This window comes from Demequina iriomotensis (genome assembly GCF_000971395.1).
Taxonomy (GTDB): Bacteria; Actinomycetota; Actinomycetes; order Actinomycetales; family Demequinaceae; genus Demequina; species Demequina iriomotensis.
The window spans coordinates 65552-91197 of sequence record NZ_BBME01000019.1; the positions used below are offsets into that span (position 1 = coordinate 65552).

The 25646-nt window shown below is 72.1% G+C and carries 21 protein-coding genes and 1 tRNA gene; 6 read left to right on the plus strand and 16 right to left on the minus strand.

All coding sequences use genetic code 11. The features are described from left to right. Positions 1-40: 40 nt before the first annotated feature. The 5 genes from AOM09_RS13220 to rsmI all read right to left on the minus strand — a co-directional run bounded on the left by AOM09_RS13220 (position 41) and on the right by rsmI (position 5675). Complete coding sequence (locus tag AOM09_RS13220) at positions 41-889, minus strand: TatD family hydrolase (RefSeq protein WP_062389412.1); 849 nt, start codon at positions 887-889, stop codon at positions 41-43. Positions 890-892: 3 nt separating this feature from the next. After that, positions 893-2680, minus strand: coding sequence for a methionine--tRNA ligase (gene metG / locus AOM09_RS13225; protein ID WP_062389415.1), 1788 nt, complete (start codon positions 2678-2680; stop codon positions 893-895). A 53-nt stretch (positions 2681-2733) separates the two neighbouring features. Next, positions 2734-3804 carry a D-alanyl-D-alanine carboxypeptidase family protein gene (locus AOM09_RS15270; RefSeq protein WP_156162371.1) on the minus strand — a complete coding sequence of 357 codons (1071 nt, stop codon included), beginning with the start codon at positions 3802-3804 and terminating at the stop codon, positions 2734-2736. Between the two features lie 62 nt (positions 3805-3866). After that, positions 3867-4739: a M15 family metallopeptidase gene (locus AOM09_RS13235; RefSeq protein WP_062389418.1), complete on the minus strand. Its 873-nt coding sequence runs from the start codon at positions 4737-4739 to the stop codon at positions 3867-3869. A 102-nt stretch (positions 4740-4841) separates the two neighbouring features. Then, positions 4842-5675, minus strand: a complete 834-nt coding sequence (rsmI, locus tag AOM09_RS13240) for a 16S rRNA (cytidine(1402)-2'-O)-methyltransferase (protein WP_062389421.1) — start codon at positions 5673-5675, stop codon at positions 4842-4844. Positions 5676-5717: 42 nt separating this feature from the next. Here rsmI and AOM09_RS13245 point away from each other — a divergent pair, with 42 nt between their 5' ends. Beyond that, positions 5718-7235, plus strand: coding sequence for a dolichyl-phosphate-mannose--protein mannosyltransferase (locus tag AOM09_RS13245; protein WP_062389423.1), 1518 nt, complete (start codon positions 5718-5720; stop codon positions 7233-7235). On the opposite strand, the gene AOM09_RS13250 is transcribed toward AOM09_RS13245, so the two are convergent. After that, positions 7236-7679 (minus strand): Lrp/AsnC family transcriptional regulator, encoded by a 444-nt coding sequence (locus AOM09_RS13250; RefSeq protein WP_062389426.1) that lies wholly within the window; start codon positions 7677-7679, stop codon positions 7236-7238. 274 nt (positions 7680-7953) lie between these two features. On the opposite strand from AOM09_RS13250, the gene AOM09_RS13255 reads away from it, so the two are divergent. Then, a complete protein-coding gene (locus tag AOM09_RS13255; RefSeq protein ID WP_062389428.1) occupies positions 7954-8550 on the plus strand; it encodes an HdeD family acid-resistance protein in 597 nt (198 codons plus the stop codon). Beyond that, complete coding sequence (locus AOM09_RS13260; RefSeq protein ID WP_062389430.1) at positions 8547-9749, plus strand: AI-2E family transporter; 1203 nt, start codon at positions 8547-8549, stop codon at positions 9747-9749. The genes AOM09_RS13255 and AOM09_RS13260 overlap by 4 nt, the downstream gene beginning before the upstream one ends. 58 nt (positions 9750-9807) lie before the next feature. On the opposite strand, the gene AOM09_RS13265 is transcribed toward AOM09_RS13260, so the two are convergent. From AOM09_RS13265 to AOM09_RS15590, 8 genes are all read right to left on the minus strand, one after another. Continuing rightward, entirely contained in the window at positions 9808-10749 is a 942-nt protein-coding gene (locus AOM09_RS13265) for an FKBP-type peptidyl-prolyl cis-trans isomerase (protein ID WP_062389432.1), read from the minus strand. 194 nt (positions 10750-10943) lie between these two features. After that, positions 10944-11678 carry an SDR family NAD(P)-dependent oxidoreductase gene (locus tag AOM09_RS13270; RefSeq protein WP_062389434.1) on the minus strand — a complete coding sequence of 245 codons (735 nt, stop codon included), beginning with the start codon at positions 11676-11678 and terminating at the stop codon, positions 10944-10946. A gap of 205 nt (positions 11679-11883) precedes the next feature. Beyond that, positions 11884-12768, minus strand: coding sequence for a hypothetical protein (locus AOM09_RS13275; RefSeq protein ID WP_062389436.1), 885 nt, complete (start codon positions 12766-12768; stop codon positions 11884-11886). Further along, positions 12765-13412: a hypothetical protein gene (locus AOM09_RS13280; protein ID WP_062389439.1), complete on the minus strand. Its 648-nt coding sequence runs from the start codon at positions 13410-13412 to the stop codon at positions 12765-12767. Before AOM09_RS13280 ends, AOM09_RS13275 begins: the two co-directional genes overlap by 4 nt. Positions 13413-13525: 113 nt before the next feature. After that, the gene (locus tag AOM09_RS13285; RefSeq protein WP_062389442.1) at positions 13526-15868 is read right to left on the minus strand and encodes an AAA family ATPase; all 2343 of its coding nucleotides are present in this window, start codon (positions 15866-15868) and stop codon (positions 13526-13528) included. Positions 15869-15925: 57 nt separating this feature from the next. Beyond that, a complete protein-coding gene (locus AOM09_RS13290; protein ID WP_062389445.1) occupies positions 15926-16774 on the minus strand; it encodes a DUF6999 family protein in 849 nt (282 codons plus the stop codon). 1 nt (position 16775) lies between these two features. After that, entirely contained in the window at positions 16776-17444 is a 669-nt protein-coding gene (locus AOM09_RS15585) for an iron-containing redox enzyme family protein (RefSeq protein ID WP_228375150.1), read from the minus strand. 9 nt (positions 17445-17453) lie between these two features. Then, a complete protein-coding gene (locus AOM09_RS15590) occupies positions 17454-18581 on the minus strand; it encodes a 3-oxoacyl-[acyl-carrier-protein] synthase III C-terminal domain-containing protein (RefSeq protein WP_228375151.1) in 1128 nt (375 codons plus the stop codon). A gap of 143 nt (positions 18582-18724) precedes the next feature. Here AOM09_RS15590 and AOM09_RS13300 point away from each other — a divergent pair, with 143 nt between their 5' ends. Next, positions 18725-19570, plus strand: a complete 846-nt coding sequence (locus AOM09_RS13300; protein WP_062389448.1) for a Sir2 family NAD-dependent protein deacetylase — start codon at positions 18725-18727, stop codon at positions 19568-19570. Positions 19571-19643: 73 nt separating this feature from the next. On the opposite strand, the gene AOM09_RS13305 is transcribed toward AOM09_RS13300, so the two are convergent. Next, positions 19644-19719, minus strand: a tRNA-Ala gene (locus AOM09_RS13305). 208 nt (positions 19720-19927) lie between these two features. On the opposite strand from AOM09_RS13305, the gene AOM09_RS13310 reads away from it, so the two are divergent. Beyond that, positions 19928-22138: a glycoside hydrolase domain-containing protein gene (locus AOM09_RS13310; protein WP_062389451.1), complete on the plus strand. Its 2211-nt coding sequence runs from the start codon at positions 19928-19930 to the stop codon at positions 22136-22138. A gap of 10 nt (positions 22139-22148) precedes the next feature. Continuing rightward, the gene (locus AOM09_RS13315; RefSeq protein ID WP_062389454.1) at positions 22149-23483 is read left to right on the plus strand and encodes a glycosyltransferase; all 1335 of its coding nucleotides are present in this window, start codon (positions 22149-22151) and stop codon (positions 23481-23483) included. A gap of 63 nt (positions 23484-23546) precedes the next feature. Here AOM09_RS13315 and AOM09_RS13320 read toward each other — a convergent pair whose 3' ends face one another. Continuing rightward, the gene (locus tag AOM09_RS13320) at positions 23547-25439 is read right to left on the minus strand and encodes a pectate lyase-like domain-containing protein (RefSeq protein WP_062389455.1); all 1893 of its coding nucleotides are present in this window, start codon (positions 25437-25439) and stop codon (positions 23547-23549) included. Positions 25440-25646 lie beyond the last annotated feature (207 nt).

Sequence of the window (25646 nt, forward strand, 5' to 3'; positions counted from 1 at the left end):
TTGAGCCCAAGGTCCTGTGACGTGTCTCACAGGGGCATCTTTACCAGGGGCCATACAGGTTTTCCGACGTGACCGAGACCGCCTCGCACGCGACCTCCAGATCGACGTCGAGCACCGCCGCGACCGTCCGCACGGTCAGCGGCACCAGGTACGGCGCGTTGGGCGCCCCCCGATGCGGGTGCGGTGTGAGGAACGGGGCGTCCGTCTCGACCAGGACGCGGTCGAGGGGCGTCACCGCGAGCGCGGCGCGCAGCCCCTCCGCGTTCTTGAAGGTCACGGTCCCCGCGAAGGAGAGGTAGTAGCCGCGCTGCACGCACAGGCGCGCCATCCCCGCGTCGCCCGAGTAGCAGTGGAAGACGGTCCGCTCGGGCGCTCCGTCGCGCTCGAGCACCTCGAGCACCTCGGCATGCGCGTCCCTGTCGTGGATCTGCAGCGGCAGGTCCAGCTCCTTCGCGAGCGCGATGTGGTCGCGGAACGACCTCACCTGGGCGGCGCGCCCCTCCTCGCCGGTGCGGAAGAAGTCGAGACCTGTCTCGCCGACCGCACGGATGCGGTCGACCCGTGCGAGCGACGCGATCTCCGCGAGCGCGTCGTCGTACGGGATCCCGCTCTCATGCTCCCCGGACGCGTGCAGCGGCGCCTCGTTGGGGTGCAGCGCCACGGCGCCCAGCATCGCCGGGTACCGCCCGACCGCGTCGGCCGTCCACCGCGCGGAGTCCAGCTCGCATCCGACCTGCACGATGCGGTCCACCCCCACCGCGGCGGCGGCGGCGAGGCGCTGCTCGACCGTCAGCTCGGGCTCCCCTGCGGGGAACTCGAGGTGGCAGTGGTTGTCGACCACCGCGACGGGCAGCGCCTCGGGCGCCGGGGGCCAGGCTCCCGACCGCATCGGCTACTCGTCCGCCATGCGCTCGAGCTCGGCCTCGACCATCTCGTCGTCCAGCTTCTGGAAGATCGGCGACGGCGCGGGCACCGCGGTGCCGGCGACCAGGTCGATGCGCCCCCAACCGCCCACGGACGAGTAGTCGCCCTGGATGACCGGGTAGTGGCGGTCGGCGAGGTCGAGGTCCGCGACCTCGTTCATCTGCGGCATGGGCGCGAGCACGCCCGTGCCGCCGAGCGCCTCGTGGACCTTCTGCGCGCTGTGCGGCAGGAACGGCGACATCATCGTGTTCGCGTCGGAGACCAGCTGCGCGGCGACCGCGAGCACGGTCCTCATCCGCTCCGGGTCCTCGTTCTTCAGCTTCCACGGCGCGGTGTCCGCGAGGTACTTGTTCGCGTCGCCGATCACGCGCATCGTCTCGCTGATCGCCGCCCGCTGGCGCTGGGTGCGGATGTGCTCGCCGACGGTGCCGAAGGCGGCCTCGGAGGCCGCGAGCGCGGCGCGGTCGACGTCGGCGAGCTCGCCGAGCGAGGGGATCTCGCCCACGTTCTTGTGCAGCAGCGAGGCGGTGCGGTTGACCAGGTTGCCCCAGCCGGCGACCAGCTCGTCGTTGTTGCGGCGCTTGAACTCGGACCAGGTGAAGTCCGCGTCGGACGTCTCGGGTCCCGCCACGGCGATGAAGTAGCGCAGCGCGTCGGGCTGGTAGCGCGACAGCATGTCCCGCACGTAGATCACGTGGCCGCGCGACGAGGAGAACTTCGCGGACTCCATGGTGAGGAACTCGCTCGAGACCACCTCGGTGGGCAGCTGGAGGTCGCCGAACTCGCTCAGCTCTCCCCCGCGGGCCCCGCGCCCGTTGGCGGCGATGAGCTCGCCGGGCCAGATCTGGGAGTGGAAGGTGATGTTGTCCTTGCCCATGAAGTAGTAGGACAGGGCCTCGGGGTTGTTCCACCACTGGCGCCATGCGTCGCCGTCGCCCTCGCGACGCGCCCACTCGATGCTCGCCGACAGGTAGCCGATGACGGCGTCGAACCACACGTAGAGGCGCTTGGCGGGGTTGTCCTCCCAGCCCTCCAGCGGCACCGGGATGCCCCAGTCGATGTCGCGCGTCATCGCGCGCGGACGCACGTCCGCGAGCAGGTTGCGCGAGAAGTTGAGGACGTTGGGACGCCAGCCCTGGCGCGCGCCCAGCCAGTCGGTGAGCGGCTGCACCAGCGCGGGCAGGTCGAGGAAGAAGTGCTCGGTCTCGATGAACTTGGGGGTCTCGCCGTTGATGCGGCTCACCGGGTTCTTGAGGTCGATCGCGTCGAGCTGGTTGCCGCACGCGTCGCACTGGTCGCCGCGCGCGCCGTCCGAGCCGCAGATGGGGCACGTGCCCTCGATGTAGCGGTCGGGGAGCGTGCGGCCGGTCGACGGGGAGATCGCGCCGCGCGTGGTCTCCGAGATCATGTAGCCGTTCTTGTGCACGGCCTTGAACATCGCCTGGGCGACCGCGTAGTGGTTGCCCGTGGTGGTGCGCGTGAAGAGGTCGTAGCTGAGGCCCAGCTGCGTGAGGTCCTCGACGATCACCCTGTTGTAGCGGTCCGCCAGCTCCTGAGGGCTCACGCCCTCGCCCTCGGCCTGCACCAGGATGGGCGTGCCGTGCTCGTCCGTGCCCGAGACCATCAGGACGTCGTGCCCCGCGAGGCGCATGTAGCGGCTGAAGACGTCCGAGGGGACGCCGAATCCGGCGACGTGACCGATGTGGCGGGGGCCGTTGGCGTACGGCCAGGCGACCGCGGACAGGATGCGTGACATGGCGTCCATCCTAGTGTTCGCGGCAGGCCGCGGATCCGGGCCGGACGATGCGCTCAGTAGGTGGGCGCGGCGGGTCGGCCGAGGTACTGCTCGTAGGTCGCGTGGCCGCCGTCGCGCATCGCCGTCGCGACGTCCGGGCCCACGTAGCGCACATGCCAGGGCTCGTAGCTGTACCCCGTGATCGACGAGTAGCCGTCGGGGTACCGGACGATGAACCCGAAGCGATGGCCGTTGGCCCGCACCCACCGCCCCGCTGCGGTGTCGCCGAAGCACGCGCCCAGCCGGCAACCGCCGCCCGAGCTCAGGTCCGCCGTGAGCCCGGTCTGGTGCTCGGAGTAGCCCGCGCGCGCCGAGACCCGGTCGGCCGCGGCCTGCCCCAGGTTCGCGACGTAGCGCGCGTAGAGCGACCTCTGGGTGGCGTACGAGCGGTACGCGCTGATGACGGTGAAGCTCACGCCGTCGGCCGCCGCCGCGCTGCGCATGCGCGCCATCGCGGCCGCGGCGGCGCCGCGGAGCCTCAGCGAGGACGATCCGGCGACCGTGACGAGGTTCGACGGCACGTGGTCGCGCGGGTCGAGCGGGTTGCGCTTGTTGACGAGCACGAGCGTGGACGTGGTCGGGAAGCGCGGCGCCGTCGAGATCGCGCTCGCGCGCACCCAGGCGAAGCGCCCGCGGTACTTCACCTGCGCCCACCCGCCACGCGAGATGCCCGTGAGCCGGCCGCGCTCGGCGCGGAACGTGGTCGCCACCACGGGCGAGGTGTTCGTGGGCCGCGACCTCAGCCTCACCCGCTCGCGCATCACCCACACGGGCCGTGCCTGCCACGCCGGCTTCACGGTGGTGAGGAACCGCGCGGGCGTCCACGCGTCGGTCCCGCCGATGCGCACCCGCACCCAGCTCCCCCGGGCCTCCCCCGCATAGGCGGCGGAGGAGCCCTCGAGCGCGCGGACGGTCACGGGCGAGTCGCTCGACGGCCTCGCGTGCAGGCGCAGGTCGGCCGCGACCACCCAGACGGTCCGCGTGCCCGACCCGGGCAGGGGGTCCGCGGACGCCGGTCCGGCGGCGAACGCGGTGAGGATCAACGCCGCTACCACCGCGGCCGTCGCGCGCATCGTCCGAGCCATGCGTCCCGCCCCTCCCCTTGGGCGGACTTCCAGGTTCGTCGCCCCGGTCCGCCCTTCGCAGGCTACGGGTAGTCGGGAGCCGCCGGGAGGTCGAAGGCCTCCTCGAGGGTCGCGATGCCCTCCTCGTGGAGGTAGGCGGCGAGAGCGGTGCCGACGTAGCGCAGGTGCCACGGCTCGTAGATGTAGCCCGTGACGTCCTCGGCTCCGTCGGGATACCGCACGATGAACCCGTGCTCCCACGCGTGCGACGCGACGTAGCGCCCCGCCGCCGTGTCCGCGAAGCACGCCGTGAGGTCGCAGCCGCCCGCACGGATGTCCGCCGCGAGCCCCGTCTGGTGCTCGGAGTAGCCGGGCCGGGCCGAGAACCTGTCCGCCTGCTCCTGGCCGCGCGAGCTGACGTAGCCGTCGTACAGCGACTCCTGGAGCGCGTGGTCGCGGTACGCCGTGGTGATCGCGAAGCCGGCGTCCTCCTCCATCGCGGCCCGGTACAGCGCGGTCATCGCCGCGGCGGCGTCCTCGCGCATCGTCGCGCCGCCGGGCACCTCCGCGACGCTCACCAGGTCGCTCGGGGCGAAGTCCTCCGGGTCGAGCGGCCGTCGTTTGTTGACCACCACCCACAGCGAGCCCGGACGGTCGATGCTGCGCGCCGTGAGGTCGAAGGCGGCCTCGCTCGGCGCGGGCGTGGGCGTAAGGGTCCCCGTCGAGGTGGGCGAGGCCTCCGGGGTGGACGCGGGCGTCGACGAGGCGCCGGCGATCGCGTCGGACGCCGCGGCCGAGACGGTTCCGGCGGCGCTCGGCTCCTCCGCACCGCCGAGGATGCGGCTGCCGAGCTCGGCGGCGCCGAAGCCCGCGAGGGTGCCGACGATGAGCACCACCAGCACGGCACCGACGCGGCGCCGCCGGTAGACGTAGACCGGCTCGTGCGAGACCCTCATCGGGGCGTGCTCCGCCCGTGCGAGCGGACGGGGCTCACGGCGGTCACGCCTCGACTCTACGTGCGCGCCGGCGCGGGGCCGCGCGGCGCACGCGGGCGCCGGTCAGCCGCGCGCCGCGAGGACCGCCGCGTACAGCTCGCGGCTGGGCACGCCGGCCGTCGCCGCGACGTCCGCGACCGCGGCCTTGGCGCGCTCGCCCGCCTCGACACGGGCGAGCACCTCGGCGACCAGCGCCTCGACCGTGGGCGCCGCGCCCTCGCGGCCGGCGACGGTCACCACGATCTCGCCGCGGGGCTCCTCCGTCGCGGCCCAGCCGGCGAGCTCCGCGAGGGTGCCGCGACGGGTCTCCTCGTAGGTCTTGGTGATCTCGCGCGACACCGCCGCGGGGCGGTCGAAGCCGAGCGACTCGGCCATCGCGCCGAGGGTCGCGGCGAGGCGATGCGGCGCCTCGAAGAAGACCATGGTCCGCTCCTCGAGCGCCAAGGACGCCAGCCGGGCCGTGCGCTCGCCGGGCTTGCGCGGCAGGAACCCCTCGAAGCAGAAGCGGTCCGTGGGCAGCCCGGACAGCGCGAGCGCGGCGAGCGCGGCGGACGGCCCCGGCAGGACGGTCACGTCCACCCCGGCGCGCACGGCCGCCTCGACCACGCGGAAGCCGGGGTCGGACACCGCCGGCATGCCCGCATCGGACACCACCAGGACCGTCGCGCCGTCGCGCGCCCGGACCACCAGCTCCGCCGCGGACGCGGCCTCGTTGTGGTCGTGGTGCGCCACGAGCGTGCCGCCGATGCGCACGCCCAGGCGGGTCGCGAGGTCGCGCACCCGCCGCGTGTCCTCCGCGGCCACGAGGTCGGAGGAGGCGAGCGCGTCCTTGAGCCGTGCCGACGCATCGTCCGGGTTGCCGATGGGCGTCGCTGCGAGGACGATGCGGCCGGTCATGGCTTCAGCGTCCCATACCCGGCCTCCCACTAGGCTTCGCGTGTGAATCTCGCGACGCTCTGGCGCTGGCGCGCCACCCTCATGGCGGTGGGTGTGGGCCTGCTCGCGGCCATCCTGCGGCTCGCGTCGCTCGCGGATCCGCACGCGCTCGTGTTCGACGAGGTGTTCTATGCGCGCGGCGCGTACTCGCTCACGGAGCTCGGGTACGAGGGCGACTGGGGGAAGGACGAAGGCGAGTTCGCGGCAGGCGACACCTCCGGCCTGTCGCCCGAGGGCGACTTCGTGGTCCATCCCATGGTGGGCAAGCTCCTCATCGCGCTCGGCATCGAGCTGTTCGGCAACGACCCGTTCGGGTGGCGCGTCGTGGGCGCCGTGCTCGGCTCGGCCGTGGCGGTGCTCGTGGCGCTCGCGGCTCGCCGCCTGTTCCGGTCGACCGTGTGGGGCACGGTCGCGGGCGTGCTCGCGGCCGTCGACGGCGAGCTCATCGTGCTGTCGCGCACCGCGCTGCTCGACGGCTTCCTCACCTTCTTTGTGGTCCTGGGGTTCTGGCTGCTCGTGGTCGACCGCGATAGGACGCGCGCGCGGCTCGAGGCGCACGCCGCCGACCAACGGCGCGAGGCGGAGCTCCCCGACGAGTCGCTGCTGCCAGGGCCGGGGCCGCGGCTGGGAGTCCGCTGGTGGCGGGTGGCCGCGATCGTCGCGTTCGCGCTCGCGGCCTCGGTCAAGTGGAACGGCCTCTACTACGCCGCCGTGCTGCTCGTGCTCTCGGTGGTCGGGGACGCGCTCGCGCGTCGCGACCTCGGCTGGCGCGGCTGGTTCTCCGGGGCGTTCCGTGGCGCCGTGCCCGCGGGCCTCGCCACGCTCGTCATCGTGCCCGTGGTGTACGTGGCCACCTGGGCGAACTGGTTCCTCACCGACGGCTCGTACGACCGCGACTGGGCGCAGACCCACCCCGGCGAGGGCGTGACGTGGCTACCCGACGCGCTCAACTCGCTGGTCCACTACCACCAGCAGATGTGGACCTTCCACACGGGGCTCACCACCGAGCACAACTACATGTCCAACCCGTGGACCTGGCTGGTCCAGTGGCGCCCCACCGCCTTCTACTTCGAGGACGCGCCCGACGCCGACTGCGGGGCCGAGAGGTGCGTGAGCGCGATCCACGCGCTCGGCAACCCGCTGATCTGGTGGCTCGGGACCGCCGCCCTCGCGTGGGCCGTGTGGCGCATCGTCCGCCACCGCGACCGTCTCGCGCTCGTGGTGTCCGCCGGGGTGTTCGCGGGCTGGCTCCCCTGGCTGCCGTACGCGTACCGCACCATCTTCACGTTCTACTCGGTGGTGTTCGCGCCGTTCATGATCCTCACGCTCGTGTGGGCGCTGCGGCGCATCGCGCAGCCGGACGACCTCGAGGGCGGCTGGTCGCGGCGCGGCACCATCGCGGTCGGGCTCATCCTCGCCGCGATCCTCATCGTGTCCGGGTTCTTCGTGCCGCTGTGGGTGGGCACCCCGATCCCGTTCCGCTACTGGCAGCTGCACATGTGGCTGCCCAGCTGGGTCTGATCAGTCGACTCGGCTCTCGACCAGCCGCGACAGCACGATCGCGCTGCGCGTCTTGTCGACCTGCGGCGCGAGCCTGACCTTCTCGAGCGCGGCCTCCAGGTCGGGCATCGTCGCGGCGCGCAGCCGCACGATCGCGTCGGCCTGACCGGTGACCGTGAAGGCCTCGACCACGTTGGGGATGGAGGCCAGGATGCGCCGCAGCTCCTCCGGCGCGACGGTGCCGCGGCAGAACACCTCGACGTACGCCTCGGTGCCCCCGCTGTCGAGCTCGGGATCGAGCCGGACGCGGAAGCCTTGGATCACCTTGTCCGCAAGCATGCGGTCCACCCGACGCTTCACCGCCGAGGGCGACAGGCCGATGCGCAGTCCCATCTCCGCGTAGGACGCACGCCCGTCGAGCCGCAGCTCGTCGATGATCCGTCGGTCCAGGTCGTCGAGCGACATTCTTCTCCCCCCTCGCAAGCAACCTGCACCAGGGCGCCCATTCTCGCACGTATCCACCGATTTGGGCACCATCCCCTCGGGGAATGTGCGGGCCGGCCCGCGATCCCGCGTCACGCGCCCGGCCACCGTCGCTCGCGGTACCGGCGGCGACCATCACGCCGTCATGCCTGGTCCGTTCGGCACTCGGGCGCCATGTCGCACGCGTCGGCCTGCGCCGCGCGGCGGTAGCGTGGGAGCCAGCCGCCGCACGCGCGCGGCCCGGAAGGAGACGCTCATGCAGGACACCAGACCGCTCGCGTTCGAGCTCGACGCGCGGGCCCTCACGGCGCGCGCGATCACCGCCGTGCGCGTCATGTTCGCGGTGCTCGGGGTGCTCGCGCTCGCCGTGGGCATCGCGTTGATCGTGTGGCCCGGCCGCACGCTCGCGGTCGGCGCGGCGCTCGCCGGCATCTACTTCGCAGTCGCAGGCGTCGCGCGCATCGCGATGGGCGTCTTCGGCTCGGCCGTCTCGGGCGGGCTGCGCGCGCTCGCGATCGTCATGGGCGTGCTCATGCTCCTCGCGGGCGTGGTGACCCTGCGCAACCTCGAGGCGTCCACGGCGGTGCTGCTGCTCGTCGTCGCCCTCACGGTCGGCATCGGCTGGATCATCGACGGGATCATGGTGATCGTCGAGTCCGGCAAGGCGCGTTCGCGCGTGTGGGCGATCCTCTACGGCACCGTCGGGCTGCTCGCCGGGATCGCGGTCATCGCGTTCCCCGCGCTCACGGCGACCGTGCTCGTGTGGATCGCGGCCGGCGTGTTCGTGGTGCTCGGCGCCGTCGGCCTGGTCCGCGCGTTCTCGTTCGGGCGTGAGCTCGAGGCGACGCTGTGAGCACCCCCGAGCGGCCGTCGACGCAGGAGATCCCCGCGGACGTCGCGCGCGCGATGGCCGCGGAGGCCGCCCTCGCCGACGAGCAGCCCGCGCCTCCGTGGCTCGACGCCGCGATACGGCGCGCGATGTGGCGCGCGGTCCGCATCGTGCTGCTGGTCCTCCTGGCGCTGTGGGTCGGCTTCCAGATGCGCCACCTCCTCGGGCTCATCGTCTTCGCGCTGTTCATCGCTCTCGCGATGCTCCCCGGCGTCACCACGCTCCACCGGCGGTACGGGATGCGGCGCGGCGCCGCGGTCGGGCTGATGTACCTCGCAGGCGTGCTGCTGGTCGCGTTCATGGTCGGGGTGCTCATCCCCGCGATCGCTCGCTTCGCCGACTCGGTGCGCGAGAACCTGCCCGGTTGGACGTCGTCGCTGACGGAGTGGAGCCAGCGCGTCCTGGGGGTGCCGCTCGACACCTCGGGCGCGGACGGCGCGCTCGCGAGCCTCTCGCTCGACCTGCGCTCGTGGGCGGACGAGGCGCTCGGCCTGGTGACCTCCGGCATCGGCCTGGTGTTCGACCTCTTCACGGTCGCGACGTTCGCCTTCTACATCGCGGCGCAGTGGCCGCAGATCATGCGCGCCCTCATGTCCCGCATGCCCCCCGAGCGCCAGAAGACCTTCGCCTGGATCGCGGACACCTCGATCGAGCAGACGGGCGGCTACTTCTACTCGCGCGTCCTGCTCATGGGTGTGTGCGGCGGCCTCGCGTTCGTGGTGATGCTGCTGGTGGGCCTGCCGCTGGTCTACGCGATCCCGCTCGCGCTGTTCATGGGCTTCGTCTCGGAGTTCATCCCGTTCATCGGCACGTACCTGGGCGCCGCCCTGCCCATCGTCATCATCCTCGCCGTGCGCGGGCTGGTCCCCGCGCTCATCATGCTCGCGTGGGTGATCGTCTACCAGCAGGCCGAGAACTACTGGCTGAGCCCGCGGTTCTCCTCGCAGACCATGGAGCTCAACGGCGCGATCGCGTTCGGCGGCGCGCTCGCCGGCGGCGCGGTCGCGGGACCGCTCGGCGCGTTCATGGCACTGCCGGTCGCGGCGCTCATCACGGCCATCGTGAAGAACTCCGGACGCAAGTACGAGGTGATCGAGATCGACGCGGCGAGCGCGGCGGCGGACGATGCGCGCGCGGGCTCCGAACCGGACTCGCCCGGCTGACGCCGGGAGACGACGAAGGCCCCGGCTCGCGCCGGGGCCTTCGCACGTCAGTCGTGGATCAGGCCACGTCGAGGATGTCCACCACGAACACGAGCGTCGAGTTCGCGGGGATCGCGTCGGTGTCCTGGTCGCCGTAGCCCAGGTCCGGCGGGATCACCAGCAGCACCTGACTGCCGACGGTGTGGCCCGCGAGACCGTCGACCCAGCCCTGGATGAGCGAGTCGGCGCTGAGCGAGAACATCGCGGACGCGCCGCGCTCCCACGAGGAGTCGAACGAGTCGCCGTCCCATACCCAGCCGGTGTAGTGCACGGTCACCTGGTCGCCCTCGGCGACCTCGGCGCCGTCGCCCTCGATGAGGGTCTGCGAGACCAGCTCCTCGGGCTTCTTGTCCGCGTCGGAGAAGTCGACGCTCGGCGCGCCCGTGTCGTCCAGCGTCACCTTCGGGAGACCCTTGGCCGGGTCGACCTCGGTGCCCTCGGCGCGCTCGAGCGGCGTGCTCGCGGAGGTCGCGGTGACGGCCATGACCACGGCCGAGCCGTCGTCGGTCGAGGTGTCGGGGTACGCGTAGAGGAAGTCCGTGCCGACGGGCTGGCCCACGAGCAGCGAGTACAGGTCGTCCACCACCTGGCCCTCGACCATCGACACGACCTCGGGGGCCGACGCGTCGTAGGTCGAGTACAGGCTCGTGGCGTCCGTGCCCGAGTACACGACGTAGTCGAGCGTGACGTTCTGGCCGTCCTCGATGACCTCGCCGTCGCCCTCGTTCACGAGGCGCGTGGTGAAGTCGCCGACCGTGAACGGCGTGTCGAAGGCGAGCTCGGGCACGCCGTCGGTCTCGGTCCACTCGATGGTCTCGAGCGCGGCGGCGTCGGCGGCCGACGTGTCCGCCGCGGCGGAGGCCGACGGCGAGGCGTCGGACTCGGAGGCGGGGCTGCACGCGGCGAGGCCGAGCACGGCGATGGAGCCGAGCGCGAAGGCGGCCAGCACGTTCTTCTTCATGGGTCTCCTCACGGGGGTCTTCCGCGGCGAGCGCGACGATCCGTCGCGCACATGGTCCACCGCGGGAACCGATGGGCGTGCGCGAAGGTTGTCGCCGCGGTCGCAACCGTCCGCGACCGTGACCCCGCACGCGGGCACCAGTTCAGGGTACCCGCCCCGTGCGGCGCTCCCTCACGTGGGGCCTGGGAGTTTGCTCAGAGTTCGCGATGGACCACGGCGGCGGAGGCCTGCGCGGTCGGCATGAGGAGGATCTGGTCGATGTTGACGTGCGCCGGTCGCGAGGCGACCCAGCGCACGGTCTCCGCGATGTCCTCCGCCGCGAGCGGGGTCATGCCCTCGTAGACCTTGGCGGCGCGGTCGGCGTCGCCGGCGAAGCGCACCAGCGAGAACTCGGTCTCGACCATGCCCGGGTCGATCTGGCACACGCGGACCGGCTGGCCGAGCATCTCGATGCGCAGCACGCGGCTCAACGCCGCGACCGCGTGCTTGGCGGCGTTGTACCCGGCACCGCCCTTGTACGGCTCGCGGGCGGCGATCGAGCCGATGGTGACCACCTGACCGTCGCCGGAGGCGATGAGGCTCGGGAGCATCGCCTTGGTCACGCGGAGCGTGCCGAGCACGTTGACGTCGTACATCCGCTGCCACTCGTCGACGTCCGCGTCCGCGACGGGCGTGGTGCCGAGCGCGCCGCCCGCGTTGTTGACGAGCAGGTCGCACGCGCCGATCTGTGCGGCGAACGCGTCCACGGACTCCTGATCCGTCACGTCCAGGGCGACCGCGGTCCCGCCGAGCTCCGCCGCCAAGGCCTCGAGGCGGTCGACGCGACGCGCGCCGAGGATCACGTGCCAGCCGTCGGCGGCGAGCGCCCGCGCGCTGGCCGCGCCGATCCCGCTGCTGGCTCCGGTGATGACCGCGGTGCGCTGTGACATGGATGTGCTCCGTTCTCGACGTGGTGCCCCCAGCATGCCGCGTCCGGGCAGGTCCTCGGCACCGTCCGGCGCTCGAGCGCGCGGCTCGACGTGGCTCGCGCGCAAGTGGTGTGCCATGGCAAGCCGTTCGATTGTCATGGCACGTATGTGCGGAGAGACATGCGACGCCGTGTGAGGTGCGGCCCTCAACCCACCGGCGACCGGATCAGAACGCGGCCGGGAGCAGCTCCACCCGCAGGGCGCCTGGGGTCTCCGGGAGGATGATGACCGGGTCGTCGCTGCCGCGGTGCCAGCGCATCGGCAGCAGGAACCAGCGGTCGCGCGAGTAGACGAGCGTGCGCAGGCCGTCGTAGCGGTACACGAGGTCGTCACCGGCGCCGCGCAGCCGCTCGGTCTCGACGCCCGTGCCGCTGACGAACAGCGGCTCGCTCGAGTAGACCACGGCGCGCTGCTGCGCGAGCAGGGTGCCTTCCATGAGGGTCGCGCGCTCGATCCCTCGGGACTCGGCGAGGTTGGTGGTGGCCCAGAAGATCGAGATCGCGACGATCGCGAAGAGCAGCCCCTGGCGCAGCTCGACGCGGGAGCGCAGCACCGCGCTCGCCGCGGCGCCGAGCGCCTCGGTGCTCACCGCGATCCAGATCGCGTACTCGGTGAGGATCGCGGCGCCGGCGAGCGCGGCCGCCGCGAGCGGCCCGCCCCGCCCGCCGAGAAGCCCGATCAGGCCGACCACGGTGAGCGCGACCACCGCGAGCGCCGCGACCACCAGGGTCCCCCGCACCGCGCGCGGGTGGCGCCTCAGCGGCGCCCCCTCGATCAGCAGGTGCACCACCAGGGCCACCATGCCGAGCAGCGCCCCGACCGCGAGGGGCCGGAACGCCGTGTCGGTCGCCTGGATGAAGAACTGGCTGGGCGGCAGGTCGAGCGCACTGAGCGCGACGCCGAAGTAGCCGTAGTAGGCCCGCGCGCTCACGTAGCCGAAGTAGTACGCGATGCCGGTCAGCAGACCGGTGGGCGCCAGGAACGCGAGCGTGCGCCCGATGATCTGCGCGGTGCGCGGGCGCGGCGCGCCCGGCTCGGCCTCGTCGGTCATGAGCCGCTCGGGTCGGCGACCGCCGGCGGGTCGACGTCGAGCGTGGTCGCCGGGTCTTCGGGCGTGCCGGTCGCGGTGTCGGTGGGCTCGGGGGGCGCGGTGGCCGTCACGGTCGGCGTCGGCGTGTCCATCGCAGTCGGCGACGTCGTCGGTGCTCCCGTGGCGGTGCCGGTCGGCGACGGGCCGACGGTCGCCAGGTCCGCGATGTCCTCCACCACCTCCGCAACGAACGCCTTGGCGACCATCCGCGCGCGGCACAGTTGCACTGCGGCGTCGCAGACCGACTCGTCGGCGCTCTGGACGCTCACCTGCAGGACCCCGAGATCCTGCCCGGTGATCCGGCCGAAGGACAGGCACATCGGCGAGGAGCCGCGGCACGGCGGGAGGGACCGGTAGAGCGCGCCGAGGCATTCGAGGCCGGGCACGCCGTTGATCTTCTCGCACTCATCGATCTTGTCGAGGATGTCCTGCGCCTCCTCGGGCGTCGCGCCCCGCGCGACCAGCGTCTCGACGGTCGCGTCCTGGCCGTCGTCCACCTCGATGACGGGCGTCACGAGCGCCTCGGATCCCCCGTCCGTGGCGCACGCGGCCAGCAGGCCTCCGAGGACCAGCAGGGCGAGGAGCCCCAGGAGTCGAGCAGCCATCGGCGATCACCCCCACGCGCCACGTCCAGGCTACGCGCGGTCGCGGCGCGACGTAGCCGGAGTGCTCAGCGAGGGTGTCCATGCGAGCCTCCGCGACCGCGGCACGGGAGGCGTCACCGGCCGCCGTCCACCCAGGCGAGGAAGTCCGCGGCGGCGATCACAGGCTTTCCCCACTCGAGCGCCTTGCGCGCCTTGCCCGACTGCGTGCCGCGCTCCGCAACCACAAGCACGTCCGTGCGCGTCTTGGTCACCGTCGGCACCGGCACCAGCCCGGCGCCCTCGGCGAGCCGCATCATCCGCTCGCGATCCACCACGCCCCGTCCGGCGGCCACCACCGTCCCGGTGAAGCACACGCGCGCACCGGGCACCAGCACAGCCGCGGCCTCGACAGGACCGTCGAGCACCAGATCGCCCGGCAGAACGTCGACCCCGAAGTGCCGCTCAGCGGCGCGGATGCGCGCGAGCGCCGCCGCGTCCTTGTCGATCACGCGCCCCCACGCTCGGGCCAGCAGCGCGGCGAGCACCGCGCTCGGATCGTCCTCGGCGGAGAGGTTGCCGCCCACCATGAAGCCGGGGCCGTCCTCCCGTGCCTCGGCGACCCGCGTCTGAAGGAAGCCGTGTCCCCGCGGCCAGTCCGCGAACGGGGTGCCCGCCGCGAGCGCATCGTCCCCGACGCGCGCGAGCCAGCGCTCCCCCGCGTCCCGCAGCGCCCGCGCCCGCTCGAGCGCGGTGGGCGCGGCGAGCCCGACGCGCTCCCCGGGGTCGAAGGTCTGCGCCGGCAGCTCGACCCCGAGCGCCATGGGCTCGACCACGCCGTTGCGCTTGAGCTCGAAGTCGATCCAGCCGAGCGCGCGGTCGATGCCGACGCCGACGGGGACGCGGCCCGCGAGCAGCGGCGACAGGCACGCCCAGGCCTCGGCGAGCACGGGCGCGAGCTGCACGTCGCGCGTGGTGAGCCCGAACTGGGTGTGCGCCTCGTAGAGGTCGCTCGTGGGGTTGACCACCGTGGTCGCCTCGTCGCCTTCGTCCGTCACGACGGCGATCTCGACGGGCCGGGGACGGTACCTGTCCCCCACCGTCCCGACGGTCAGCGCGGCCACGTAGACATGCCCCGCCCGTGCATCGTCCCCCGCGCCCGTGCGCGACGCGGCGAGGAAGCGGCGGATGCTGCCGTCCGTCTTGAGGTCGCGCGGCAGCACGTCCCGTCGGAGCACCAGGCCCTCGAGCGACGTGCAGCGGCTGAGCGCGACGTACAGCTGGCCGTTCGCGAACGTGCCTCCCGTGAGGTCGACCACCACGCGGTCGAGCGTCTGCCCCTGGGCCTTGTGGATGGTGATGGCCCACGCGAGCTTCATCGGCAGCTGCGTGAAGGTTCCCACCACCTCGCGGTGCAGGCTCCCGCCCGCCACCACCGGGCGGGCGATCTCCCAGGTGTACGGGCGCACCCGGACCTGACGGCCGTCGCGGAGCTGCACGGTCGCGACGGGTCCGTCCTCGTCGCGCTGCAGCAGCAGGATCCGGCCGAGCGTGCCGTTGACCCACCGGTCGGCGGGGTCGTTGTTGAGCAGCATCACCTGCGCGCCCACGGCGAGGTCGAGGCTCGACTCGGCCGGCAGCTCGAAGCCGTCGGTGTCGCCGGAGAGCCGCGCCTGGTAGGAGAGCACCGGGCTCGGAAGCCGCTCGAGCTCGCGCCGGTTGCGCGCGCCGACGATGCGGTTGGTGGTCGCGAGCGTGAGCCAGAACTCGTCCGGGGGCGGCTCGAAACCGGGGTGCGTGTGCGCGTTGAGGGCCGCCCGCGCGCCCTCGAGCAGCGCCCCGTCGCGCACGGCGTTGAGGATGTCGACCAGCTGGGTGTCGCCCACCTGGCGGAAGACGGTGGTGAGCTCGACCACGGGGAAGGTCTCGCGGTCGAAGCGGTGCGCGGAGAAGAAGTAGGGCGTGCCGTAGCGCTCGTCGAAGAAGTCGACCTCGTCGTCGCGGACCACGGGCGGGAGCTGGTGGAGATCGCCCACGAGCACCAGCTGCACCCCGCCGAACGGCTCGCCCTGCCGCGGGCCGAAGCGCTCGAGCGCCGCCACCAGCGCGTCGAAGAGGTCCGCGCGGACCATCGACGCCTCGTCGACGATGAGCGTGTCGAGCCCCGCGAGGGTCCTCGCGAACCGCCCGGGGTAGTAGCCGGGGCCGCGCACCATCTCCTCGTTCACCCCCATGGGGAAGGAGAACAGCCGGTGGATGGTGTAGCCGTCGACGTTGAGGGCCGCGATGCCGGTGGGGGCGACGGTGACCGCCGTGCGCTCCGTGGTCGCGAGGAAGTGCCTGATGAGGGTGGACTTTCCCGTGCCCGCGCGGCCCGTGAGGAACAGATGCCCGCCGCCATGGAGGATCTCGAGGGCGCGCTCGAAGTCCTCGGTCAGGGTGATGCCCTCCCAGGGGCGCCGCGCGCGCTGCTCGCTCATCGTGGGGAGAGCCTACCCACGGCGGACGATGCGGGAGGCGGCCCCGGCATCGTCCCGTCAGTCCGCGGAGGCGACCTCGCGCGCGTCCGGGGCGCGCGTGAGCCTCACCAGGTGTGCGTGCGCGTACTCGCAGATGAGCGCGTGCCGGTAGACCGCCTGCGGGACGTCCACGTTCGAGTCCATCCAGAGGCTCATGCCGCCCATCTTCCAGTCGCGGAAGCCGGCGTCCTCGGTGAGGAGCGCGAGGATCTCGAGGAACGAGTCGTCGAACCGCATCGAATGGACCGCGCGGCGGTACTCCTCGAGCGTGAGCGCCATCGAGAACGGGATGTTCATGAGGCACAGCGCCGTCTGGATGTCGAGGCGCAGCAGGCGACGGCGGTGCCGCTCTGGATCGAGCGGCGGCACGTCGAGCTCGGACAGGTCGAGCGTGGCGGGTCGGGCGATGGGCGCGCCGTCGAGCGCGATGAGGACGTCGTAGACGTTGACGTCGTGCTCGACGACGGCGTGGTCGCCCAGCCCGGTGAGGGCCGTGGGGCGCAGGGTCACTGGCTCCATGGCGACCGGGGTGTTGCGGATGATGAAGTTGACCAGGTTGGTCTCGACCACGAAGTGCCTGATGAGGAGCTCGACGGCGTCCGGTGAGACGCCACGGCGCAGGAACTGCACGCACAGCCAGTCCATCATGGACAGCGGCATCCACCGGAACGGCAGCACGCGCTTGACGATCGAGATCAGCGCGACGGCGATGCGCGAGACGATGCGCGCGATCGGGTAGAGCCAGCGGCGCGAGGGCCGCTGCTGGTCCTCGATGATCTGCCGGACCACGGCGCGGTCGAGCGGCACGGACGGGTCCGCATAGACCGCCTCCCACATGCTCGGGTCGCCGAACGCAGCCGTGCCCATGTCAGCGGTCCAGCTCCTCGAGCTGCAGCGCGTACAGCCGGGCGACCACCTCGGCGCACCGGACGATGGCGTCTGCCGCCGCATCGTCGATCATCCCCGACGTGAGGATCGCCTCGAGGTCACCCGTGTGCGCGCCGTCTGCCTCCTGGTGGTAGACCATGAAGTGCACCTGGTTGTCCGCGAGACCGAGGACCTCCTGGAAGCGGCGGGCCCAGCCCGCCGCGCGGCGGGCGCCGAGGCCTTCGATGATGAACATCGCCCCCAGCAGCCCCACCGGGTTGGGGCGGTCGGCGTAGTGGAAGAGGTAGCCCGACAGCGCCTCCGAGCCGATGTTCTTGCGTCCCGCGCGCAGCTCGTCGAGCGAGCCTCCGACGGCCACGTAGTCGCGCTCGAGCATGAGGAAGTCGCGGTGCTCCTCCTCGGCATGGTGGATCGCGGCCGCCCGCAGCGGGAAGTGGGCGATGTCGAAGCTCGACGCCGCGCGCGAGATCCACGGGGAGCCGTCGACCACCTGCTGGCGAAGGTTGAAGAGCAGCCTGCGGTAGTCCTCGATGGTCACCGTGCCCTCCTCGAGGCGCGCGAGGATCGGGACGGTCTCGAGGCGCTCCTCGAAGCGGGCCCACACCTCGGCGAGGCGCTCGGCGAGGGTGGTGGTCGCGGTGGAGGTCATGGGGGCTCCTTAGCTGCCGGCGGGACCGACGACGGTGAGGTGGGCGAAGGCGAACGAGAAGCGGGCGGACTCCGGGACCGCGAGCAGCACGGTCTCGCCCTCGCGGAACCGGCCCGAGTGCCAGGCCTCCTCGAGCGCGATGAGGATGCTGGCCGAGCCGGTGTTGCCGCGCGTCGCCAGGTTGGAGTACCAGCGGTCCGTATCGAGCTGGGGCATCCGACGCCGGATGCCCTCGAAGGCGAGGTCGCGGAACGCGTGGGTGCTGTAGTGGCAGACCACGTGGTCGAGGTGCCGCAGGTCGATCAGGCCGGTGTCGACCAGCTCCTCGAACTGGCGGATCCCCTCGTCGGCGAGCTCGCCGAGCACCGCGGTGTCCTGGCGGATGACGAACATGCCGGCCGCCTCGGCCTCCGCCACGGGCACGTCCTGCCACGTGGCCCCGACGTGCGGGTCGAGGCCCGCCATGCCGGCGCGCATGCAGACGTCGTGCTCGTGGGCGAGCGAGACGTGGCGTACCCAGTCGACCCGAAGCGACGGACGGGCGGGATTCGGCTGGAACTCGACCACCGCGGCGCCCGCGCCGTCCGAGAGCATCCAGCGCAGGAAGTGCGCGTCCATCCTGGCATCGACTCCGTCGAAGCGCCGCTGACGCAGGATGCGGCTCGGCAGCTCCGACGCGACCACCACAGCGCGCGGATGGTCGCCGAGCCTGACCTTGGCGACCGCCGCGTCGAGGGCCGCGAGGCTCGAGGCGCACACGCCCGCGGCGGTGAGCACCTGCATCGGCCCGCCGCCCAGGCGCCCGTGGACCATCGAGCCGAAGCCCGGGATCATCGCGTCGCCCTGCGTGGTCGCTGCGGCGAGCATGCGTACGTCCTCGGCGCCGATGCCGCGGTCGTCGAGCGCGGCGCGGATCGCCTTGACCGCGAGCTCCTCGTTGAGCTCGGTGGGCTCGCCGTGCTCGTCGAGCGCGTAGTGACGCAGGACGATGCCGTTGTCCGCGAGCACGCGGCGCCGGATGCGGTCCGTGACCCGGTCATCGCCGCCCAGCCGCGCCGCGATGCCGTCGTTGTCGACCGGGTCGCCCGGTAGATACCTGCCCAGTCCCGTCAGATATGCCTGCGCCCCCGAAGCCATGCTGGCGACAGTAGCCGAGCGGTCGGCGCGAGAGCCCAGTTGTCCACACGACGCGCGGGCGGGTCACGCCTGGCGGCGTGCGACCATCATGAGCGCAGGACGATGCGCATGTCACCGCGCGACGGACCGTCAGGAGGCCCCACGTGACCGCAGCGGAACCACGGAGCGCAGATCTCGCCTCGCCGACGATCGCTCGCGCGCTCGAGCTGCTGGCGGGGCGCACCATCGCGGCCCTCACGGGAGCGGGCCTGTCGACGGATTCCGGCATCCCCGACTACCGCGGCGCGGGCTCGCCTCGACGCACGCCCATGACCTTTCAGGAGTTCGTGAGCGACGAATCGCGGCGACGGCGCTACTGGGTCGGTTCGCACCTCGGCTGGAGGGCCTTCTCCGCCACCCGCCCGAACGCGGGTCATCACGCCCTCGCCTCGCTCGAGGACGCCGGCGTGGTCACGGGCCTCGTCACGCAGAACGTCGACGGCCTCCACCTGCAGGCGGGGTCGCGCCACGTGGTCGAGCTGCACGGCGACACGCGCGGCGTGACCTGCCTCGCCTGCGGCACCCGCGTCCCTCGCGAGGAGGTCGCTTCGCGCCTCGAGCGCGACAACCCGGCCCTGGCGCTGCCCGATGCGGTGGCGCTGGGACCGGACGGCGACGTCCTGCCGGAGGCGTGGGCCGACGTGACGGTGCCCGACTGCACCGCGTGCGGCGGCATCCTCAAGCCCGACGTCGTGTTCTTCGGGGAGCTGGTCCCCGCCGCGCGGACCCGGGCGGCCGAACGCATCGTCGACGTCGCCGACGCGCTGCTGGTCGCCGGCTCCTCGCTCGCCGTCAACTCAGGGCTCCGACTCGTGGAGCGCGCCCACCGCCGCGGCGCGTCGATCGTCATCGTCAACCGAGGCGCCACCAAGGGCGACCGGCGCGCGGATGTCACGATCGACGCGGGCACCACCGAGACGCTCACAGCCCTCGCGTCCGCGCTGACGTAGGCCGCTCGCCGTGTCCCGAGCGGGACCCCGGACAACGAGAAAGGGGCCCGCCTGCCGGCGGACCCCTTCTGTCTGGTGGAGCTGAGGGGATTCGAACCCCTGACCTTCTCATTGCGAACGAGACGCGCTACCAACTGCGCCACAGCCCCTTGATGCCTGAATAGGTTAGCACCACTTCACGGGACCCACGTACAACCGCGAAGGGCCGCATCGTCCCTCCTCTCGCCGGAAAGTTAAAGAGTTCGTCACAATCGCGCAATGATCGCGACATTCGCGCCGCCTACCTTCTGAGCAAGGTCGCACGCCGTGGTGCGTGCCCCGCTCGTCAGGAGCAGGCTTCGGGGAGGAGGTGCCGCCGTGTACGACGACGTCGACCCGTTCATCGGGACCGAGGCCACGGTCCTGCCTGCCCCGACGGGCATCGCCGCCACGTGGTGGTGGCCCAAGCCCCAGGTGGGCAACACTCATCCAGGCGCGGCCTACCCGCTCGGCATGGTCTCGGCCTGCGCCTACTCCGGCGCCTACCCGACGGGCTACGGCCTCTACGACCTCAGCACGGAGGGCCGCCCGACCCGCCTTCACGACCGCCTGGTCGCCTCGGGCTTCACACACTTCCAGCAGTCGGGCACGGGCGCGATCCGCAAGTACTACAACTACTTCCGCGTCACCCCCATGCTCGAGCCGCTCGACGAGCTCGACCGCGCGTGGGAGATCGTCGACGAGGAGGCCCACCCGGGCTACTACCACGCGGTCATGGAGAACGGCATCGAGGCCGAGCTCACCGCCGGCCCCAAGTCAGTGGTCCACCGCTACACGTTCCCCGAGCACCCGTCCGCGCGGCTGGTGATCGACTTCTCGCTCGGCGGGCTCGAGATCCCGTACGGCGCCACCCTGCCGCTCAGGGCCCGGCTCGAGTCGGTGGAGCCCGGTGTGGTCCAGGGCGAGATCGTGGTCGAGGGCGTCCCGCTCGCCGTCTACATCGAGTGCGACGCCGAGGACTGGCGCCAGATGCTCTGGTACGACAGCCGCCTCATGCCCGCCGGCACGCGCCTCGACCTCGACTCGATCCGCCCCTCGACGCTGCGCCCCTTCGGGCTCATGTGGAAGGGACCCGCGGCGCCGGGCAAGGTGGTCGAGCTCCGCATCGGCTTCTCGCTGCGCGGCGTCGACCAGGCGCGCAAGAACCTCCGCGCCGACCTGGGCGAGCTCGGCTCCTTCGCGACCCGCCTCGCGGGCACGCGCGAGACGTGGCGGTCGCTGCTCGCCGCCGTCACCGTCGAGACGGAGGACGAGTCGCGCCGGCAGGTGTTCGCGAGCGCGCTCTACCACTCGCTCCTCAAGCCGTGCTTCGCCCCCAGCGAGAGCCCATTCTGGTCGGAGAAGGGCCCGTTCGTCTTCGACGTGTCGACGATGTGGGACATCTACCGCACGCAGCTGCCGCTGCTCACCGCGCTGCTGCCTCACCGCGCCGTCGAGTTCGCCAACGCGATGCTCACCATCGCCGAGCAGGAGGGCAACCTCCCCATCGGCTACCGCATGGCTCGCGGCTCGGACCGCTTCAGCCGCCAGGGCAGCGCGCTGGTCCACACCCTGCTCGCCGACCTCGCCCACCTGGGCGCGCACGGCATCGACTGGGACTGGGCGCTGGTGCACATGCAGACCGACCTGCGCCGCGCGTACGGCGAGGAGTTCCTGCTCCAGGGCCACGCGCAGCCGATGAGCCACACCCTCGACCTCGCGTACGGCTACTGGTGCACGGGCGTGGTCGCGGAGCTGCTGGGCGACCGCACGCAGCTCAACGAGAACGTCGAGCTCGCGTCCCGCTGGCGCAATGCCTTCGACCCCGCGACCGGCCTGCTCAAGGAGTCCACCTACTACGAGGGCACCCGCTTCAACTACTCGTTCCGCCTGCTTCACGACATGGCCGCGAGGATCGAGCTGGCAGGCGGGGACGAGGCGTTCGTGCGGCTCCTCGACGCCTTCTTCGGCTTCGGTGCGGAGCCGGTGGTCCAGCCCGGCGAGCGCCCGTCGTCCGCGGAGATGGTGGCCGGCTACGCGCTCGGCCGCTTCGAGGGCCTCAACAACGAGCCGGACATGGAGGCACCCTGGGCCTACCACTACGCGGGACGGCCGGACCGGACCGCCGAGGTGGTCCACGGCATCGTCCACCAGATGTTCGGGCCCGGGCGCGGAGGCCTCCCTGGCAACGACGATTCCGGCGGGTTATCGTCGTGGTACGTCTGGGCCTCGCTGGGCCTGTTCCCCGTCGCAGGGCAGAACCTCTTCCTGCTTCACCCCCCGTCCTTCGCCTCAGCGACGATGCGCATGGCGCGGGGAGAACTCCACATCGTGGCCGAGGGGTTCATCGAGCCCCGGCCCGGCGGCCCGGTGCAGTACGTCCGGTCCGTCTCGCTCGACGGGTCGCCCGTCGAGTCCTCCTGGATCAGCGGCTCCGAGCTCCACCAGGGCGGAGAGCTGCGCTTCGTGCTCGGGGACGTCCCGAGCGACTGGGGACGGACGCATCGTCCCCCGTCCACCCCCCGCCCCACCGTGGGGCTGCTCCCGTGAAGGAGGTGTCATGAACACCGAGGTCAACCGCAGGCTTGTCATCATCGTGCGCGCCGATCCCGTCATCTGCGGGCACAGCGGCGAGGCGCGCAACCTGGCCGAGGTCGCGCTCACGCGCGGCTTCGACGATGTGCGCATCGTCACCTGGCCGCTCGAACGCCTCGAGGAGACCGGGCTGCCGCTCAAGCCGCTCGACACCGTCCTTCCCTACTCCCCCGGCATCACCGTCGAGCGCCCGGGCCCGGTGGGCGGCTACAAGATCCCCGACGGCCGCTACCTCGCCGGCATGACGGGCAGGCTCGTGGAGCTGTTCACCGACGGCGTCCCGACGGTCGCGATGTCGCTGTACCTCCACCCCCACACCACGGCGGTGGCCGATGCGCTGCGCATCGCCCGCTCGACCGGCCTGCCGGTGAACGTCACCACCATCGCGGAGGCCGTCGGCTCGGACATCACGGACGTGGTCCGCTCGGCCGTGGACCACGGCGAGTTCGGCGCGGCCGCGGCCGTGCTGTCCACGTACCTGTCCCAGGACGTGTGCGTCGCGGTGTCGGAGTACACCAAGCGCGTGATCGTGGAGTCCGCCGCCGAGCTCGACGCGATGTACGGCACTGCTTTTGCTGCGCAGTGCGAGGCCCGGGTGGAGATCTCGTACCCCGCGATCGACACGTCGGCCTACCTGAACCTCGACACGGCCGAGACGGAGCGCGTGCTCGCCGCGCGGGGCCTGCGCCGCGGCGAGTATGTCCTCTACCTCTCGCGCCTGCAGAAGGCGAAGGGCGTGGACGACCTCATCCGGGGCTTCGCGGCCTCCGAGGGCTGCGAGGGCCAGACGCTGGTGATCGCCGGGCGGGGCCCCGACGTCGCGTACTTCCAGCGCATCGCCCGGCGCACCGCCGCGAAGGACCGCATCGTCTTCCTCCAGGACGTGGGCGACGAGGAGAAGCCGCACCTCATGGCGGCCTGCTCGGCCTACGCGCTGCCGTCGCGGCCCGCACCGGAGTTCACCGAGACGTTCGGGATCGCCCTGGTCGAGAAGATGCTCGCGGGCGGCGGGCCCGTCATCACGTGCGACACGGGCGGCATCCTCGAGGCCGTGGGCGACACCGCGGTGGTGGTGCCGTCCAACGATCCGTCGGCGCTGACGGTCGCGCTCAACGTGTGCGCCGGGGGCATGGACGATGCCGACCGCGAATGGTGGGAGCACCGCGCGCGGGAGCACGCGCTGCAGTTCGACCGCGTCGCCGTCTTCGACCGGCTGTTCGCGCGCGTCGCGCCGGCGGCGGCGCCCGTCACGGACGCGGTGCCGACCCTCATCGCGAGCCCGCGACGGGTGCGGATCTAGCCGTCGCGACGATGCGCGGGACCCGGGAGCGACCCCGGGACCCGCGCATCGTCCGTCCCGGCGCTACGGCGCCGGGTAGTCGACCACGAACTGGGGCGTGCCCGTGTTCGTGCTGTCGGCCGTCCCGCCCACGCCGTTGACCACGTGCTCGATGGTCCCCGCGCTGAGGTTGACCGTCATGATGTGGTGAAGCCGAACGCCCGGGGTCTCGGGGACCTCGAAGCCGTTCGCGGTGACGATCGACGGGTTGTTCTGGTTGAACACATAGACGCCGGCGCCGTCGAGACGATGCCGTCGGACGCCGTCCGCGACCTTGTATCCCGGGTAGCCGAACGTGCCGTCGGGCTGCGTCCATGCCGCCTGGGTCGGGGGATCGTAGGGCAGCTCGTTCTGGTACAGCGTCACCCGGCCGTCCTCGCCGTTCCAGAGCGTGTTGTAGCGCTGGAAGTGCTCGACGAAGAGCCCCGTGGCGGTGACGCGGTCGCCGTTGACGACCACGCCGTTGCGGCCCGTGTTGGTGGCCCAGCGGTCGGTGTCGCCGTTGACGCCCTCGGTGAAGCCCTCGACGCCGTGGTCGCCGCGCCAGACCCAGATGTGGTCGATGAGGACGTCGTCGCCGTTGACCACCAGCGCCGTGTCGGCCTTGCCGATGTGCGGCCCGCCCACGCGGAAGTAGACGTCCGAGAGGGTGGTCGGGTTGGACCGGGCGGCGCGGCCGTGGTGGCCGTGACCGCGGTTCTTCTTGCCGACCTCGAGGAGCACCGTCGACTCCTTCTCGCCCGCGTCGATGGTGACGCCCGCGATGATCGCTCCGGGGACGTCCGCGACGCTGAGCGCGGTGGTGCCGCGGTGCGCGGTGAGCGTCGCGTGCCCGATGCCGAGCACCACGGTGTCGGCACGCTTGACCTCGATGGGCCGGTCGACGTCGTAGACGCCGGGCGTGAGGAGCAGGTTCTTGCCGCGCGCGAGCGCGTTGTTGATGTCCTTCACCGAATCGCCCGGCTGCGCGATGTAGAAGTCCTTGATCGGGATGTCGCGGCCCGGGGTCGCGCCGTCGGCCCAGCTGATGCCGCGCGAGCCCCGCTGCGCCGCGGGCACGCGCACCTGGTAGGCGCCGCGCTCGTCCACGTGGAGGTAGGGCTTCTCGCGGCTCACCGAGGTGGTGTCGAGCGTCGTGTAGGTCTCGGCGGGGAATGCACCGTCGTCGGGCGCACCGTCGACGCCGGAGAAGACCTGGTTCCACACGCCGTTGCTCCAGCCCGCGACCTCGGAGTTGCGCACCAGCCACTGCTGCTGCGAGCCGTTGATGGTGAAGGGCAGGCGCGAGTCGGCGATGAATCCGCCGCTCGCGTACTGCGGCCCTGCGGTGCAGTAGTCCATGAGCGAGAGGTTCGCCCCGGAGATGTCGAGGCGGCGCATCGACACCGCCTGCGAGACCGCCCAGAAGTTCGCGCTCGCGCGGCACCCGTCCTGGCCCGTGCCGTCGACGTGGATCGCGAGGTTGGACAGCGTGCGCCAGAAGTTCACGAGCGCGATGCAGTTGGGGTTCTCGTCGTCGCCGAGGCAGCGGTTGTAGACCTCGACGGTCCCGGTCAGCGATACATCGTCCGGCTGGGCGCCCAGGCCGGCGATCTCGGTGTAGTAGCCCACCTCGACGTGAAGCGGCGCGCCGGGGGCGCCGTAGTCGCCGGGCAGGAACAGGACAGCGTGGCGGGCCGTGGTCATCTCGGCGTCGCGCTGCTCGTCGGCGAGGGCGTCGACGGTCGCCTGGATCTCGGCGGTGCTCATGCTCGGGTCGATGATCGTGACGTTCGGTCCCAGGTCCGGCGCCGTGGGGTCGTGGTGCTGCGGCTTGGCCGCGGTCGCCGGCGCCGCGACGGCGGCTCCGACGGCGAGCGTGAGGCCGGCGGCGAGCGCGACCACGCGCCCCGTCCGGCCTGCATGCGTGTGGGTCATGCGGGTCTCCTCCTCCTTGAGGGGCAATGGACGTCGTTGTCCATTACTGACCAGACGGTAACCATGAGGACGAATCCACGCAAGGGGAACAGAAAGGGTGAAGGAGCGCGCAGCCGCCGCCCCTCCGGACACTGGCAACGGATCTCGCCAGGACACGCCGCGCTGGGACCGGTCACCGGCCGCGACGCGTCGGCGAACCGGGACTCG